General features: G+C 60.1%; 15 protein-coding genes and 1 tRNA gene. 7 read left to right on the forward strand and 9 right to left on the reverse strand.

The window, feature by feature from the left end; genetic code table 11:
• Positions 1–6 precede the first annotated feature (6 nt).
• From MD273_RS02060 to MD273_RS02080, 5 genes are all read right to left on the reverse strand, one after another.
• On the reverse strand, positions 7–1,272 hold the full coding sequence (locus tag MD273_RS02060; RefSeq protein ID WP_239036107.1) for an MFS transporter: 1,266 nt from the start codon (positions 1,270–1,272) through the stop codon (positions 7–9).
• A gap of 206 nt (positions 1,273–1,478) precedes the next feature.
• Positions 1,479–1,554 (reverse strand) — tRNA-Phe (locus MD273_RS02065).
• Positions 1,555–1,674: 120 nt separating this feature from the next.
• Positions 1,675–1,947, reverse strand: coding sequence for an oxidative damage protection protein (locus MD273_RS02070; protein WP_239036108.1), 273 nt, complete (start codon positions 1,945–1,947; stop codon positions 1,675–1,677).
• A gap of 65 nt (positions 1,948–2,012) precedes the next feature.
• The gene (mutY, locus tag MD273_RS02075) at positions 2,013–3,077 is read right to left on the reverse strand and encodes an A/G-specific adenine glycosylase (protein ID WP_239036109.1); all 1,065 of its coding nucleotides are present in this window, start codon (positions 3,075–3,077) and stop codon (positions 2,013–2,015) included.
• On the reverse strand, positions 3,077–5,263 hold the full coding sequence (locus MD273_RS02080) for an AsmA family protein (RefSeq protein WP_239036110.1): 2,187 nt from the start codon (positions 5,261–5,263) through the stop codon (positions 3,077–3,079). The genes mutY and MD273_RS02080 overlap by 1 nt, the downstream gene beginning before the upstream one ends.
• Positions 5,264–5,470: 207 nt before the next feature.
• Here MD273_RS02080 and MD273_RS02085 point away from each other — a divergent pair, with 207 nt between their 5' ends.
• The 5 genes from MD273_RS02085 (at position 5,471) to hisF (ending at position 8,861) form a co-directional block, all read left to right on the forward strand.
• Positions 5,471–5,932 (forward strand): SRPBCC family protein, encoded by a 462-nt coding sequence (locus tag MD273_RS02085; protein WP_239036111.1) that lies wholly within the window; start codon positions 5,471–5,473, stop codon positions 5,930–5,932.
• Between the two features lie 107 nt (positions 5,933–6,039).
• Positions 6,040–6,633, forward strand: coding sequence for an imidazoleglycerol-phosphate dehydratase HisB (gene hisB / locus MD273_RS02090; protein ID WP_239036112.1), 594 nt, complete (start codon positions 6,040–6,042; stop codon positions 6,631–6,633).
• Positions 6,634–6,663: 30 nt separating this feature from the next.
• Positions 6,664–7,302: an imidazole glycerol phosphate synthase subunit HisH gene (gene hisH, locus MD273_RS02095; RefSeq protein WP_239037594.1), complete on the forward strand. Its 639-nt coding sequence runs from the start codon at positions 6,664–6,666 to the stop codon at positions 7,300–7,302.
• 37 nt (positions 7,303–7,339) lie between these two features.
• The gene (gene hisA / locus MD273_RS02100; RefSeq protein ID WP_239036113.1) at positions 7,340–8,077 is read left to right on the forward strand and encodes a 1-(5-phosphoribosyl)-5-[(5-phosphoribosylamino)methylideneamino]imidazole-4-carboxamide isomerase; all 738 of its coding nucleotides are present in this window, start codon (positions 7,340–7,342) and stop codon (positions 8,075–8,077) included.
• A 10-nt stretch (positions 8,078–8,087) separates the two neighbouring features.
• Positions 8,088–8,861 carry an imidazole glycerol phosphate synthase subunit HisF gene (hisF, locus tag MD273_RS02105; protein ID WP_239036114.1) on the forward strand — a complete coding sequence of 258 codons (774 nt, stop codon included), beginning with the start codon at positions 8,088–8,090 and terminating at the stop codon, positions 8,859–8,861.
• 112 nt (positions 8,862–8,973) lie between these two features.
• Here the strand turns inward: hisF and MD273_RS02110 are convergent, their stop codons facing one another.
• The 4 genes from MD273_RS02110 to gpmI all read right to left on the reverse strand — a co-directional run bounded on the left by MD273_RS02110 (position 8,974) and on the right by gpmI (position 14,064).
• Positions 8,974–9,828 carry a divergent polysaccharide deacetylase family protein gene (locus MD273_RS02110; protein WP_239037595.1) on the reverse strand — a complete coding sequence of 285 codons (855 nt, stop codon included), beginning with the start codon at positions 9,826–9,828 and terminating at the stop codon, positions 8,974–8,976.
• Positions 9,829–9,848: 20 nt separating this feature from the next.
• Entirely contained in the window at positions 9,849–11,249 is a 1,401-nt protein-coding gene (locus tag MD273_RS02115) for a S41 family peptidase (RefSeq protein WP_239036115.1), read from the reverse strand.
• A gap of 106 nt (positions 11,250–11,355) precedes the next feature.
• Complete coding sequence (locus tag MD273_RS02120) at positions 11,356–12,498, reverse strand: murein hydrolase activator EnvC family protein (RefSeq protein ID WP_502846031.1); 1,143 nt, start codon at positions 12,496–12,498, stop codon at positions 11,356–11,358.
• Between the two features lie 18 nt (positions 12,499–12,516).
• Positions 12,517–14,064, reverse strand: a complete 1,548-nt coding sequence (gpmI, locus tag MD273_RS02125; protein WP_239036116.1) for a 2,3-bisphosphoglycerate-independent phosphoglycerate mutase — start codon at positions 14,062–14,064, stop codon at positions 12,517–12,519.
• Between the two features lie 330 nt (positions 14,065–14,394).
• Here gpmI and MD273_RS02130 point away from each other — a divergent pair, with 330 nt between their 5' ends.
• Positions 14,395–14,811 (forward strand): rhodanese-like domain-containing protein, encoded by a 417-nt coding sequence (locus MD273_RS02130; RefSeq protein ID WP_239036117.1) that lies wholly within the window; start codon positions 14,395–14,397, stop codon positions 14,809–14,811.
• 210 nt (positions 14,812–15,021) lie between these two features.
• Complete coding sequence (gene secB / locus MD273_RS02135) at positions 15,022–15,522, forward strand: protein-export chaperone SecB (protein ID WP_239036118.1); 501 nt, start codon at positions 15,022–15,024, stop codon at positions 15,520–15,522.
• Positions 15,523–15,660 lie beyond the last annotated feature (138 nt).

Here is a 15,660-nt window from a genome sequence, read left to right on the forward strand (position 1 = left end):
TCTGCTTTACTGGCGCCTTCGGGGACTGGTCATCGTTAGCACCCGGTGTCCCTGAAGGGCAAAAGCCGCGACGACGACCAGGCCTCCCAGTCCGGATGCAGTCAGGAGTATGGCATAACCTGCCAGGTCCGCGATTAAACCACCCAGCACTCCGAACAGCCCTGCGGCGACCACCTGGATGGAAGCCTGCACCGTGAAGTCGGTGCCCGCCCATTGGCTGCGGCAGACGTTCATCATCATGGCGAACAGCACTACCGTGGATGCGCCATCAGCGAGTTGTTCAGCCAGGCCGACGGCGTAGACGGTTGAAGCTTCCGTTGCAGGTCCCGCAGCCAGTACCCACGCCATGATTGTCAGCGCCTGGGCGATGCCTGCCAGAATGAACGCGCGATGACCTCCGATCAGGGTGTACAGCCATCCCCCCAGGGCCGCTCCCAACAGTCCTGCCAGAGTAGTGATGATAGTGAAGGTGCCGATGGCGTGCGCATCCCAGCCGGCATCAGAAAGCATGGGCCGAATCATGCCGGAGCCCATGGCATCCGCCACTTTGTAGCCAATGACCATCAGCAACCAGAAAGCCATGCCGGGCTGACGCCACAGCCCGATAAATGCAGCTCTGAGGCTTCCGTTGCCTGGGGCCGGAGCGTTATCCAGTGAGAGAGGCTGGCGTACGCCCCGGGATCGGCCAACCACAAACAGCAGTGCTACCAGCAGTAGCGCCGGGAGTAACAGTGCGGTTTCGGGTTCCATATAGCCGGTGACCATTAACAGCAGGCTGCCGCCCGCCAGCATGCCCACCTTGTAGCCTGCCACCTGGATGGCGTTGGCCAACCCGCGCCAGTGTGGGGCGATCCAACGCACCGCCAGGCCATCGGTGACGACGTCCTGGGTGGCCATCAGCAGATTGATGCTCATGACCAGTAACGCGGCACCCGCCAGAGCGACAGCACTGTCGGGTACCAGACCAAGCCAGGCCAGGGTGCTCAGGAGTAGTGCTGCTGTTAGCTGAAGCCGCAGTATCCAGGAGAACGGCGTTTGACCACGCACCAGGCTGCGGTCAACGAACGGCGCCCAGAATGCCTTCAGCACCCAGGGTAAGGCGAGCAGTTTCAACGCGCCAATCCAGGTCAGCGAAACGCCGGCTTCGCGCCAGAATACGGGCAGGGCATGGGCGAACAGGCCGGAGGGTAGTCCCTGGGCCAGATAGAGGGCGAGGAGGGTTGCCAGAATCCCCTTGGGCATCCCGGTCTGACGGACATTTTGCTTGGGCATGGAGTGTGGTCCAAAGGCTCCTGTGGTGGCTGGCCACAATGATACGGTCAGTTGCGTTCGGGCTGAATCACTGGAAAGGCCATCAATCGGGAAGGTATCGCGTTAATGGCCAAAAGCCCGGGCACAGGGAATCAGTAGAGGAGTGAAAGAGGGAGGACCCAGAAACAACAAAGCCCGCACAGGGCGGGCTTCGTCAGAATTCTTAATGGTGCCCGGAGGCGGAATCGAACCACCGACACGGGGATTTTCAATCCCCTGCTCTACCAACTGAGCTATCCGGGCATGTTGCGGTACTGCGCTGCAACGGGGCGCTATTAAACCGGTTTAGGGTTGATGAGTCAAGGCTGGCAGGCAAAAAATTCCGAATCTTTTCAGGGTTGCTCAGGCCTTGATCAATCGCCGTTATTTCTCGGGCGGAACGTAACCCTCGGCCTGGTCAAAAGGCTCGTTGTTGAAGAAGTGCTCCATCTGGGCCTGCAGGTATTTCCGGGTGTTCGGGTCCATCAGGCTCAGGTGTTTTTCATTGATGAGCATGGTCTGCTGGGCTTGCCATTCTTCCCAGGCCTGCTTCGAGATATTCTCGAAAATGTCCTGGCCCTTGGCGCCGGGCATGGGCGGGAAGTCGAGGCCTTCCATTTCTTTCTGGTACTTGCGACAGAATACGGTGCGGCTCATGTCGGCTCCTGTGTTGATGTGAAATCTGGCGGAATGATAACAGATCGGTCGGGGTGACCGCCGCCTCAGAGCAGGGCGGCCTGTTCCGGTTCGGTGAGCAGTGATCGGATGGGGGCGGGGAGACCCAGTGCCAGGGCTTCGTCGCGGTGTAGCCAGCACAATCGATCGGAATCGGAAACTGTCGTGTTGCCGGTGACGGGCAGCCGCACAGGCTGGATGTGCAGGTGGTAGTGGCTGAAGGTGTGACGAAAGCCACTGATCAGTTCCGGATCGCCACAGTTCATGCCCAGCTGCTGTTCGCAGGCTTCCGAAAGCTCTTCCGGGCCAAAAGCCGGGTCCAGTTCCGGCAGGCTCCAGAGACCGCCCCAGATGCCACTGGGCGGCCGCCGCTCCAGCAGGATGCGGCCGTCGCTGTCTTCCAGAATGACCATCCAGGTGGTTTTTTCCGGTTTGGCTTTTTTGGGCCTGGAGCCGGGATATAGGGCTGTCTCGCCACGGGCATGGGCCTGGCAGCCGGATTTGACCGGGCAGGCCTCGCAGTCGGGCCGGGAGCGGGTACATACCGTGGCCCCCAGATCCATAATGGCCTGGGTGTAGTCGGTTACCCGTTCTTCCGGGGTGTGCGCCTCGGCGTGTTCCCATAGCCGCTTCAGCACGGCAGTCTGGCCGGGCCAGCCGGGAACTGCGTGGTAACGGGCCAGTACCCGTTTGACGTTGCCGTCGAGGATGGCGGCACGCTTGCCAAAGGCCTGGGCGACGATGGCGGCCGCGGTGGAGCGGCCGATGCCGGTGAGCGATTCCAGTGCCTCCGGATCCTGTGGAAACTTGCCGCCAAACTCCTCGACCACCTGTTTTGCCGCCTTGTGAAGGTTGCGGGCGCGAGCATAGTAGCCAAGGCCCGACCAGTGGCTCAGGACATCATCGACCGGCGCGCCTGCGAGGTCATGGACAGTCGGGAACCGGGCCATGAAGGCCTCGAAGTAGGGGATGACGGTTGCCACCTGGGTCTGCTGGAGCATGATCTCGGAGACCCATACCCGATAGGCGTTGCGGTCATGGTGCCACGGCAGGTCGTGCCTGCCGTGCTGGTCGTACCAGGTGAGCAGCTTGTCGGCGAAACGGTCGGTCATTACTGGAACAGGCCCTTGAGCTTGTCGCCCAGTTTTTCCTCGATCTTTTCCTTCACCTTTTCTTCGGCCTCATCCTTGGCTTTGTCCACTTCTTTCTTCACCTTGGCCTTGGCGGCATTCTCCGCGATGGTTTTCAGGGTGTCCCGGAAGCGGGAGCCGTCAAAGGAGCACAGACCGGCGGGGTCCTCGGAGAAGTTGCCGCGGCATTCCACCGGAATCACCACGTTCTCCACGTATTCGGTGACCCGGCAGGCCGGATCCCGGTGCACTTCGCCCACAATGCGCAAGCCTGCTTCGTAGTCCAGGGTGGTTTGCTTCATGTCGACGGTGCCCTGACCTTCGAGCTTCATGCCCGCGAGTGAGGCAACGAGGTTCTTGTTGGCCAGAGTGTTGCCGTTGATGTCCAGGGTGCCGCTCATGTCGTTGAACGGGGTGGTAGCGCCCCAGTCGGTGGTGGTCAGTTGCTCCTGGTTGACCAGGGCAATGCCCTGGCAGGCCATGCGCGTCAGGTTCATTCGCCGGAACTCACCCTTGGCCAGGTTGAAGCTGATCTGGCCATCGGCATTCTCGCGCAGCACGGAAATGCGGTTGCCGGTGGTGGTGGCATTTACCTTCAGGTTGGCACCACCGCCGAGCATGTCCACTTCCGCCAGGTCGGTCAGCAGGGGCAGGGTCTGGACATTGGTCACGTTGGACGCGATGGTCCATTTGGGGTTGTCGCTGCGGGCATCGATGGTGGCGTTGGCACCAAAGCTGCCTTCATACATCTTGCCGCTGAATTCGTCGACCTTGAGCACTCCGTTCTTGGCGGTGGTGCTGGCCTTTATGGCATTGATGGTCAGGTTGCTGACAACCAGCTTGCCAAGGCCGAAATCCACATCCAGCAGCAGTGTGCGCAGGGTTTCCAGCGGAAGCAGGTCGGACTCCGGGGCGGAGCCTGAGCCTCCGGCGGAGCCGGCCTCTGCCGTTTGCTGTTCCTCACTGGCGGCAGCGTCCTCGCCTTCTGCCTTGGGCGGCAGGTAACGATCGGCATTGAGTTCATCGCCCTGCAGATTGAAGACAATGCCGCCGTCGGCCAGGGTGTAGCTGCCGGAGCCGTTGAAAGTGGTGTCGTCGAGCTTGAAGGTAAGGTTTGCCAGGGCCGCCGTGCCTGGTGAGCCGCCGATGTCGGTGGAGAAGGCAACGGCTTTGAGTACATCGGGATCGCTGGTTTCGATGGCTGGCTGGCCCAGGTTGCCGAGCAGCTGCTTCAGCGAGAATTCCTGGATGTTTAGATTGCCCTTCAGGGCCGGTTTGTCGCCGAAGCCCTGTACTTCGAGTTCGGTCGACAGGGCCAGGTTGGCGAGGCTGGCGGTGAAGCCGGAGAGTGTTGCGGTTTCGTTTTCCAGGTTGGCTTTGGCTGAGCCGGCAAGCTCGGCGGTAACGGACTTGCCGCCAAACGGCTCACCACTCATATCAAACACCGCCTTGAGGCCGGACACGGCGAAGTCGTTGAGAGCCTCGTTGGCGGCCAGCCGGGCGTTGATGCTGCCATCAACCTTGAGTTGTGGCTTGGTGGTGTCCACCTGGAAGCTGATTTCCAATGGGAATTCGGAACCCAGGGTGATATCGCTGGCATTGACCGCGAAGTTCTCGAGGGTCACCGCCTGCCCGGTACTGTTGTCCGTGTAATGGACCTGGGCATTGCTGATCTGGACGTTTTCAACATTGAAGTTGAGCGGCTCTCCGCCAGAGGCCGTTTCCTGTGGCGGCTGTTCGGCGGGTTGTTCCGCCGGTGCATCGTCCTCGCCTGGTGCGGACTCACGCATGATCCGCGTCCAGTTGCCTTCGCCCGCTTTGTTGACTTCCAGATTGGCCTCCAGGCCGTCAAGGACGAAGGTGCTCACCCGGGGCGACATGGCAATCAGGGACCAGAAATCCACCTCTGCCACCAGCTGTTCCAGGGCAACGAAGCGCTTTTCCTCCAGGTCGGCGCTCACATTATTGAGTTCCAGGCCAAGGGGAATGAAGGACCATCCGATATCACCTTCCAGTTTCAGATCCAGGTTGGTCTGTTGTTCGACCGCCTTTTCGATCTGCGGTTTGTAGTCGTTCGGATCGATCAGCGCCATGGCAATCGCGATAGCCACCACGGCCAGAATAATGATGGCAACGATGGCAATCAGGAGGTAACGAACAGCTTTCATGATCACAGCTTCCTTGTTCCGGTGAGCGTCGGGAGCTTGAGGCCAAGACCCCGGGCTAATAAAGTTAAGGATAACGCAGGGTTAACAAATTAACAGCGCAGGAATATGACAATGGTGTAGTGATAGGCCAAAATACACCCCCTGATTTTCCCGCGAGGGGCCATTGGGCCTCCGCAGACAGTTTATAAAGACAAGAAGGAGTGGGCTGTGGCAATTACTGTGTCGATCGAATTGAACCGCGATCTGGAGATCCCCGCGGGTTACGACGAAGTCTTTGAGTTGCTGGCCGACGTACCGCGTTCCGCCAGTTATTTCCCGAAAGTCGACAAGCTCACTGACCTGGGCGATAACAGCTATCGCTGGGAGATGGAGAAGGTGGGTGTGGACAAGCATGCCATCCAGTCTGTCTACGCCTGCAAATACTACTCGGACAAGGACGCGGGCAAGATTACCTGGGAACCGATCAAGGGCGAGGGTAACGGCGTGGTGAGCGGTTCCTGGACCCTGGCAGCCAACGGTGACGATGCCACCAGGGTGAAATTCCGCACCAGCGCAGAACTGACCGTGCCCCTGCCGAGCCTGCTCAAGCTGGCCATCAGCCCGGTGATCAAGCACGAGTTCAACAGCCTCGTGGACACCTACATGGACAACCTCAAGAAAGCGTTCTGAGCTATTGCGGTCATTGATACGGTTGCGGGACTCCGGCGGGCATAAAAGGTATAATCCGCAAACAAAATGTTTACGGCACCAAGCCGGTTTATGACGACGGAGTCTCCATGGCCGAACGTAAGGCTCGCGTAGAACGCAATACCCTCGAAACACAGATTACCGTCGAGATCGATCTCGACGGCACCGGCAAGTCCAGCTTCGACACCGGTGTTCCGTTCCTTGAGCACATGATGGACCAGATCGCCCGCCACGGGCTGGTCGACCTCAACATTGTCTCGAAGGGCGACCTGCACATTGACGATCACCACACCGTGGAAGACATCGGCATTACCCTGGGCCAGGCCTTCAAGCAGGCGGTGGGTGACAAAAAGGGCATCCGTCGCTACGGACATGCCTACGTGCCCCTGGATGAGGCCCTGTCCCGCGTTGTGATCGACCTGTCAGGCCGTCCGGGCCTGGCCATGGATGTGCCCTATACCCGCGCTTCTGTGGGTGGCTTCGATGTGGACCTGTTCGAGGAGTTCTTCCACGGGTTCGTTAACCACTCCATGGTGACCCTGCATATCGACAATCTGAAGGGCAAGAACACCCACCACCAGATTGAAACGGTGTTCAAGGCCTTTGGCCGTGCGTTGCGCATGGCGATTGAGATGGACGAGCGCATGGCGGGGATTACTCCCTCCACCAAAGGCTCGCTGTAACCGGTCACCAACAGGACATCGCATTTGACCATGAAAACCGTTGCCATCATCGACTACGGTATGGGGAACCTTCATTCCGCACGCAAGGCGGTGGAGCACGTTGCCCCGGATGTCACCGTCCTGGTGACCGATAACGCCGACCAGATCCGGGAGGCAGATCATGTCATTCTGCCCGGGGTCGGCGCCATTCGTGACTGCATGGCGGAGATTCGCCGGCTGGAGGTAGATACGCTGGTCCGGGAAGTGTCCCGGGATCGTCCCTTCCTGGGTATCTGTGTCGGCATGCAGGCGCTGATGTCACGCAGCGAGGAGAACGGCGGCGTGGACTGTATCGGCCTGTTCCCCTCAGAGGTCCGCTATTTCGGCGATCACCTGGTGGAAAACGGTGAGCGCCTGAAGGTGCCCCATATGGGCTGGAACGAAGTCTTCCAGACCATCGATCACCCGCTCTGGCACAACATCCCGGACGGTGACCGCTTCTACTTCGTGCACAGTTTCTACGCCGAGGCCGAGGGCAATGCCGACATGGCCGGCCGGACCCGCTACGGCGTCGACCTGGCGGCAGCGGTTGCCCGGGACAACATCTTTGCAGTCCAGTTCCACCCGGAAAAAAGTGCCCGGGCTGGCCTGCAGCTGCTGAAAAACTTTGTGGACTGGTCCGGCAAGTAACGCCGGCCATCAGAACGAACTACACGGACATTGCTCTATGCTGATTATCCCCGCCATTGATCTCAAAGACGGCAAATGCGTACGCCTGCGCCAGGGCCGGATGGATGACTCCACCGTTTTCGGCGACGATCCGGTCGACATGGCCACCCGCTGGGTGGACGCTGGCGCGCGCCGCCTGCACCTGGTAGACCTGAATGGTGCCTTTGCCGGCGAGCCGGTCAATGGCGAGATCGTCCAGGCCATCGCCAGGAAGTATCCGGACCTGCCGATCCAGATCGGCGGTGGTATCCGTTCGGCCGAAACCATCGAGGCCTATCTCAAGGCAGGCGTCCAATGGGTGATCATCGGTACCAAGGCGGTGAAAGAGCCGGAGTTCGTGACTGAAATGTGCAAGCGCTTCCCTGGCCACATCATCGTCGGCCTGGATGCCAAAGATGGCCGGGTGGCCACCGATGGTTGGGCGGAAGTCTCCGAGGTGATGGCGGTGGACCTGGCCAAGCGCTTCGCCAACGACGGTGTTGATTCCATCGTCTACACCGACATCAGCCGCGATGGCATGATGCAGGGCGTGAACGTGGAAGCGACGGCGAAGCTGGCTGAAGAAGGCGGTATTCCGGTCATTGCCTCCGGTGGTGTCACCAATATGGATGACCTCAAGCGCCTCGCCGAAGTGGCGGACAAAGGTATCCTCGGGGCGATCACCGGCCGTGCCATCTACGAAGGCACCCTCGATGTGGCCGAGGCCCAGGCCTTCTGCGACAGCCTGAACGGCTGAGGGAGTTAGCATGGGACTGGCAAAACGCATCATTCCCTGCCTGGACGTGGACAAGGGGCGCGTGGTCAAAGGCGTGAACTTCGTGGATATCCGGGATGCCGGGGATCCGGTGGAAGTGGCCCGGCGTTATAACGAGCAGGGCGCTGACGAAATCACTTTCCTGGATATTACGGCCAGCCACGAGAGTCGTGACACCACCTACGAGACGGTGGAGCGAATGGCGGCGGAGGTGTTCATTCCGCTGACCGTGGGTGGAGGTGTACGTACCGTCGAGGATATCCGCAAGTTGTTGAATGCCGGAGCCGACAAGGTATCCATTAACACTGCCGCGGTCTTTAACCCGGAGTTTGTTCGGGAGGCAGCCGAGCGCTTCGGCAGCCAGTGTATTGTTGTAGCCATCGATGCCAAGCGGGTCAGTGGCGAAGGCGAGGAGCCGCGCTGGGAAATCTTCACTCACGGTGGCCGCAAGCCCACCGGGCTGGATGCGGTCGAATGGGCCCGTAAGATGGTCGAGATGGGCGCCGGCGAGTTGCTCCTGACCAGCATGGACCGGGACGGCACCAAGATCGGCTTCGACCTGGGCCTGACTCGCGCCATCAGTGATGCCGTGGCGGTGCCGGTGATTGCCTCGGGTGGCGTGGGGGAGCTTCAGCACCTCGCGGATGGCGTCACCAAAGGCGGTGCGGATGCGGTGTTGGCCGCCTCCATTTTCCACTTCGGGCAGCATACGATTCCCGAGGCGAAGGCGTTCATGAAGGCGCAGGGGATTGAAGTCCGGGATTGAGCAGATGTGAGTGAAGGTGGGGTCAGAAGAAGGCGTTCTTCTGACCCCGTTTTCAGGGCAACCTCCGAGTGAAAGCCGAAGCCGGGGTCAGATGAACGCTTTCATCTGACCCCTACTTTATGACCCCATAGTCACGGTCCTCCGGGGTCAGAAGAACGCCTTCTTCTGACCCCAGCTTGATCTTCCCCGCATAAGCCGGCCGAATCGCCTGTTTCTCCCCCTCCGCAAACATCTCCCGGTTCCCGTTACGCATGGCCCAGAGCCCGCTCACCGTGGCGATCGCGATGCCCTGCTGATCCAGCAGTGGTAGATGCTTCTCCAGGTAGTCCACGGTGACCTTGTGCGGATGGCCGATGCCCACCGCGCTGCCATTCTCTTTGGCCCGTTTGATCAATAACTTGAACTGCCGGTCGACAAATTCTTCGGTCTGCTCGTGGTCGAGGAACACGTCCCGGGTCAGGGACGGGATCTGGTAGGCGTTAGCGACGTCGCTTGCGACGGAGGAGGCGATGGTGCGGCTATCGACGAAATACACCGGGTATTTGTCCAGTTCTCTCATGACCCAGTCCATGGCTTCCAGTTTCTGGGTCAGCAGGCTGCCCATGTGGTTGTTGACGCCACTGACAAAGGGAATGGACTGCAGCGAGCGGCGCAGGGTCTGGCTCAGGGTGTGTTCGTCCATATCCGGTGTGAGCCCGCCGGCTCCCAGGCTGAAGTTCTGGGTATTGGCCATGGGCGCATGCAGCATGATTTCCTTGTTCTGCCGGTGGGCCAGAGTGGCCAGTTGTTCGGTGAAACGCCGGTAGGGCAGGAAGGCGAGGGTCAGCGGCTGATCCATGTTGACCAGGCGCCGGCCTTCCTGAAGGTTGTGTCCCATATCGTCAATGATGATGGCGATAGTGGGTGGCAGTTCGCGATTAGTGTCCTGGGCAGTCGCAGTTGTTGCCGCAACGCACGCAACTGCCAGGAACAGGTAACGAATCAGGCTCACTCGCCGCTTCCTTCTCCGGAGGTTGTCCCCCTGCGGTTAAGGATGTGCATGCCCTTGAGCAGATTCAACGCGGAGCGTAGCTGGTAATCCCGCTGGACCATGGAGCCGGTTTCCGCTGCCTGTTCGCCTGAGCGGTCCCGCTCCTGACCTTCATTCTGCCCTTCAAGGTGGCCGCTGAGGTCTGCCTCGGTAAAGAAAGGCTGGCCGTCGAGTTCGGTCAGTTCCGCCGGGCGCACCATAATGTCGGGCTCGATACCGGTGGCCTGAATGGAGCGGCCGTCCGGTGTGTAGTAGCGCGCAGTGGTCATCTTGATGGCATGGGTCTCGTCCAGCGGGATAACGGTCTGGACACTGCCCTTGCCGAAGGACTGGGTACCCATGATGACGGCTCTCTGGTGATCCTGGAGTGCGCCGGCGAGGATCTCGGACGCTGAGGCGGAGCCGCCGTTGATCAGTACGACGATCGGTGTACCGGCCATGATGTCACCCGGCTTGGCACTGAAACGCAGCCGTGAACTCTGGATCCGACCCTCGGTGTAGACAATCAGTCCGCCGTCGAGCAGGGCGTCAGCGGTTTCCACGGCGGCCTGCAGCACGCCACCGGGATTGTTGCGCAAGTCGATGACCAGTCCGTCGAGGTCGGCACCGTGTTCGGTCTCGAGTTTTTTCAGCGCGTCCCGGAACTGGCCGCCGGTGTCGGCCTGGAACTGGGTGATGCGCAGGTAGCCGTAACCGTTATCGAGCATGCGCGACTTCACGCTGGTCACCTTGATGATATCCCGGGTGACATCGATTTCGATCGGGGCGCTCTCGCCTTCGCGCATGATCGTGAGGGTCAGCACGGTGCCGGGCTTGCCCCGCATCAGTTGCACGGCTTCCTCGAGGGACATGCCCTTCACCGGCTTCTCGTCGAGCTTGATGATCAGGTCGCCGGCCTGGACACCGGCTTTCTGTGCGGGGGTGTCGTCGATCGGGGCGATCACTTTGACGAAGCCGTTTTCCATGCCCACTTCGATGCCGAGGCCGCCGAATTCGCCGGAGGTGCTTTCTTCCAGTTCTTCGTAGTCTTTGGGGGCAAGGTAGGTGGAGTGGGGATCGAGGTCGGACAACATGCCTTTGATGGCACTTTCCAGCAGTTGCTGGTCAGAGACTTCCTCGACGTAGGCGTCCTTGATGCGGCTGAACACTTCGGTGAATTTGCGCAGATCATCCAGCGGCAGCTGCTTTTCGGGATCGGGCAGGGTGACTTCCACCCGCTCTCCGTCCTGGATGCCCTCCAGCAATTCCCGGGACTGGGGATCCTGGGCAAGCGCAATGCCCGAGGCGGTAATGAAACAGGTAGCGAGCGTGAGTTTGCGCATAATCCTTGGTGGAAGTGTACTTCTGACCCGTTTCATCAATATATCCCGTTCTGTTTCCACTAGTTGGACGTATTTCCCTGATTCCCGACAGTATGGCTTCAGCCGGACCGTTTGTCAGCCCTCGCGTTGGCACACCGGAATGTCAGTTTGCCAGCCATCGTGTCGGGTTGTCCGGCTTGCCGTTGTGGCGCACTTCAAAGTACAGCGCAGGTGCATCGGTGCCACCGGTCTGGCCCGCCACCGCAATAGTCTCACCGGCCGCAACCCAGTCGCCCGGACTGGTAAACAGACTGCTGCTGTGACCGTACAGTGTCATGTAGCCATCGCCATGATCAATGATGGTGATCAGGCCAAAACCTCGAAGCCAGTTGGCGAAAACGACCCGGCCGTAATGGATGGCTTTAACCTGCGCCTCGTTGCTGGTGGTGATCAGCAGGCCGTTGCGTCGGAGCTTGCCGTCGGCATAGCGGTCGCCAAAGCGGCTGACCACCTTGCCTTTGACGGGCCAGGGCAGCTTGTTCTTCAGTGATCGGAAGGGCTGGGATTCGTTGGGGGCGGGAATGCTGGCGATCGCCTGCTGGACTTCCTCAAGCAGTTGTTCCAGGCGTTTGCGGTCTGCCTCCAGCTCGTCCCTCTCGCTGCGCCGGCTCTGGATTTCGGTCTTGAGCGCGACCAGGGTCTGTTCCCGCTCCCTGCGGGAGGCCGCCAGTTCCTGCTGTCGTTTGTCCAGGCGGGCTTCGGTCTCGTTCAGCTCGGCCCGGGTAACAAGTACGCTGGCCTGGGTCTGTCGCAGTTCCTGCAGACTCCTCTGGAAGGCCTCGAGCCGTTCGACGGTGTTGCGACTCAGGTATTCATAATAAGTCATGGTCCGGGCAATCTGGTCCGGATCGATCTCATTGAGCAGTACCTTGACGGCGGGCGCGTCTCCTTCCATCCAGGCGGAGCGGATCTGTTGCTTCAGCCCCTCGCGCTGACGGCTGAGGGTCTTGTTGAGCTCGGCTTCCTGCTGTTCAAGCTCCAGCAGCCGTTGCTGTTGCTGCTCGGCCTGTTCACGCAGGGCCCGGCGTTCGCGGGTCAATTCGCCGATGCGGCGCTCCGTTGCCGCCAGTTGCTGTTCCAGTTCGGATCGGTCTTCCTCGGCATCGGCCAGCCACTCGTCGATACCCTCAATTCTTTCCTTGAGGTCCTCGATCTGCGCGGGAGTGACCTCCTGCTGCTGGGCAAGGCCCGGCACTGCCCCCAGGCCAAAGCTGAGGGCAAGCGCCAGTGCGAGTGCGGGCTTCAAGGCCAAGGCTAGCCGGGATCAGTCCAGCTCGACCAGGCTGTGCCCGGTCATTTCCGCGGGCTGCTCCAGACCCATGAGGGTCAGCAGGGACGGAGCCACATCGCTGAGGCTGCCATCGTCCTTGAGGTGGACCTTGCGGTGGCCGGTGTAGACCAGCGGGACCGGTCCAATGGTGTGCGCGGTATGGACCTGGCCGGAGTTCGGGTCGGTCATCTGCTCGCAGTTACCGTGATCGGCGGTAATCAAAGCTTCGCCGCCAATTTCGTCGAGCGCCTCTACCACCCGCTTGACGCATTGGTCCAGACACTCGGCGGCCTTGATGGCTGCGTCCAGCTTGCCGGTGTGGCCGACCATGTCACCGTTGGCGTAGTTGCATACGACGAGGTCGTATTTGCCGCTCTTGATGGCCTCAACCAGCTTGTCAGTGACCTCCGGTGCGCTCATTTCCGGCTGCAGGTCGTAGGTGGCGACTTTGGGGGATGGCACCAGGATCCGGTCTTCACCCTCAAACGGGGTTTCCAGCCCACCGTTGAAGAAGAAGGTCACGTGGGCGTATTTCTCGGTTTCGGCAATGCGAAGCTGGGTCTTGCCCTGGTTGGCCATGTATTCGCCCAGACCATTGGTGAGCTGCTCGGGCGGATAGGCGCAGGAAGTCTTGATGTCTGCGGCATACTCGGTGAGCATGACGAAGTCGGCCAGCTCGGGATGCTTGCGACGTTCAAAGCCTTCCAGATCTTTTTCCACAAAAGCACGGGTCATTTCCCGGGCCCGGTCGGCCCGGAAGTTCATGAACAGAACGGTGTCACCATCGTTGATGGTGCCGTCCGGTTCGCCCGGCGCCTGGATGTGCGTCGGCTTGACGAACTCGTCGTTCTCGCCGCGCTCGTAGGCCTGGGTCAGTGCCGTAACCGGATCGCTTGCCGTGAAGTCGGCTTCGCCCAGCGTCATCGCGTTGTAGGCGGCCTCGATGCGTTCCCAGCGGTTATCCCGATCCATGGCGAAATAACGCCCGACGATGGTCGCCACGCGGCCGACGCCCAGTGCCCGGAGCTTGGCAGAAGCTTTTTCCAGCGACGGTTTCGCGCTCTGTGGCGGCATGTCACGGCCATCCAGGAAGGCATGGATGTATACTTCCTTGGCGCCGCGGCTGGCGGCCAGCTCGGCAGCGGCAAGGATGTGGTCCTCGTGGCTGTGCACCCCGCCCGGGGACATCAATCCCATCAGGTGGACCGCGCGACCACTGCTTACCGCCTTGTCGATGGCTGCGCAGAGCACTTCGTTCTTCTGGAAGGTGCCCTCTTCGAGATCCTTGTCGATCCGGGTGAGGCTCTGGTAAACCACGCGACCGGCCCCGAGGTTCATGTGGCCTACCTCGGAATTGCCCATCTGGCCTTGCGGCAGCCCGACGAACATGCCCGATGTGTTGATCAGGGTCTTGGGCTGTTCGGCCCAGAGCTGATCCCAGAAGGGGGTGTTGGCATTGCTGATGGCATTGTCTTCGGCCGGGTCACGGTAACCCCAGCCGTCCAGGATAATCAGTGCAGTCGGCTTGCGCGTCGCGGTCATCACTTCATCCGGTTGGTTGGAAAACTTGATAAAAGAGAAGGTCAGATTGTAACCGTTTTCATTCGCGCAGGCCATGGAGGCTGGATTGCCAGTGGGTGAAAATGGGGTCAGATGAAAGCGTTCATCTGACCCCAAACCAGACTCCATGCCCGGCCCGCTAAATTGGGGTCAGAAGAATGCTTTCTTCTGACCCCTGCTTTGACCCCGCGCTGGACGCTGCGCCGGTTAACCCGGGGGCTGAAGAAAGCGTTCTTCTGCCCCCTCCCTCTGCCTTCTTTGCAGCAGGCTGGATGTGTATAATCCCGCCAAACAAATTTTCAGGGTATTTCCATGGATCGCTTGTTCGAATTCGTTGTCAATCACTACATTCTGGTGTCGTTGTTTGTTGCCTTCCTGGTAGCGATTCTGTTCCTCGAATCCCGCCGCGGCGGCGCGAAGGTGTCCGCCCAGACGGCCGTCACATTGATTAACAAGGACGAGGCGGTGGTGGTGGACATCCGTGACCGCAAGGAATTCGGCGAGGGCCGGATTACCGGTTCCGTCAACATTCCCCTGAACAGCCTCAAGAGCCGTGCCTCCGAGCTCAACAAGTTCAAGGACAAGCAGATCATTGTGGCCGACAAGATGGGCCAGCACTCCGCCATGGCCGTCAAGCAGCTCAACGCCGAGGGCTTCAGTAACGTGGTTCGCCTCAACGGCGGTATCAGTGACTGGAAGGCCAGCAATCTGCCGCTGGTGAAAAAGTAACGGGGCCTCAGGCCTTGATCTCGGGCCCGATCTGCCGCACTGTTTGACACACGCCGGGACCGGCATGAATCAAAGAAGGGTCAGAAGAAAGCTTTCTTCTGACCCCGTTTTCAGACTCCGGGGGTCAGATGAAGGCCTTCACCTGGCCCCATCTTTGAAACAAGACAATAACCGGGCGCCAAAGCCCGCCAAGAGCACAAAGGACCGAACATGGCTGAGAATCAGCAAGCCGCAGGCAATGAAAACCAGAACCAACCCCAGTTTGCCCTTCAGCGTATCTATGTGAAGGACCTGTCTTTTGAGTCGCCGAATGCGCCTCTGGTCTTCCAGGAGCAGTGGAAGCCCCAGGTCAACCTGGATCTGAATACTTCCCACAACAAGGTGAGCGACAACCAGTACGAAGTGGTTCTGTCCCTGACCGTCACCACCAAGATCGGTGAGAAAGTCGCCTATATCGTGGAAATCCAGCAGGCTGGTGTGTTCCTCGTGCAGGGTATCGAAGGCGCGCAGCTGGGCCAGATGCTCGGTGCCTACTGCCCGACCATCCTGTTCCCGTATGCCCGCGAGGCCATCGATAACGTCGTTGCCAAGGGCTCTTTCCCGGCACTGATGCTGGCACCGGTCAACTTTGACGCCATCTATGCCCAGGCGCTGAAGCGCAAGCAGGAAGAGGGTGCGGGTGAAGCGAGTGGTGAGCAGCAGGCTCACTGAGCGGGATCAATGAAAATGGGGTCAGATGAACGTGTTCATCAGACCCCGTGGCACGGTCAAATTGGGGTCAGAAGAAAGCTTTCTTCTGACCCCTGGATTACGATTGGTCTCAGGCTTCACGCCGAACCCCGGGGTCAG

This window comes from Marinobacter sp. C7, from assembly GCF_022343555.1.
GTDB lineage: Bacteria > Pseudomonadota > Gammaproteobacteria > Pseudomonadales > Oleiphilaceae > Marinobacter.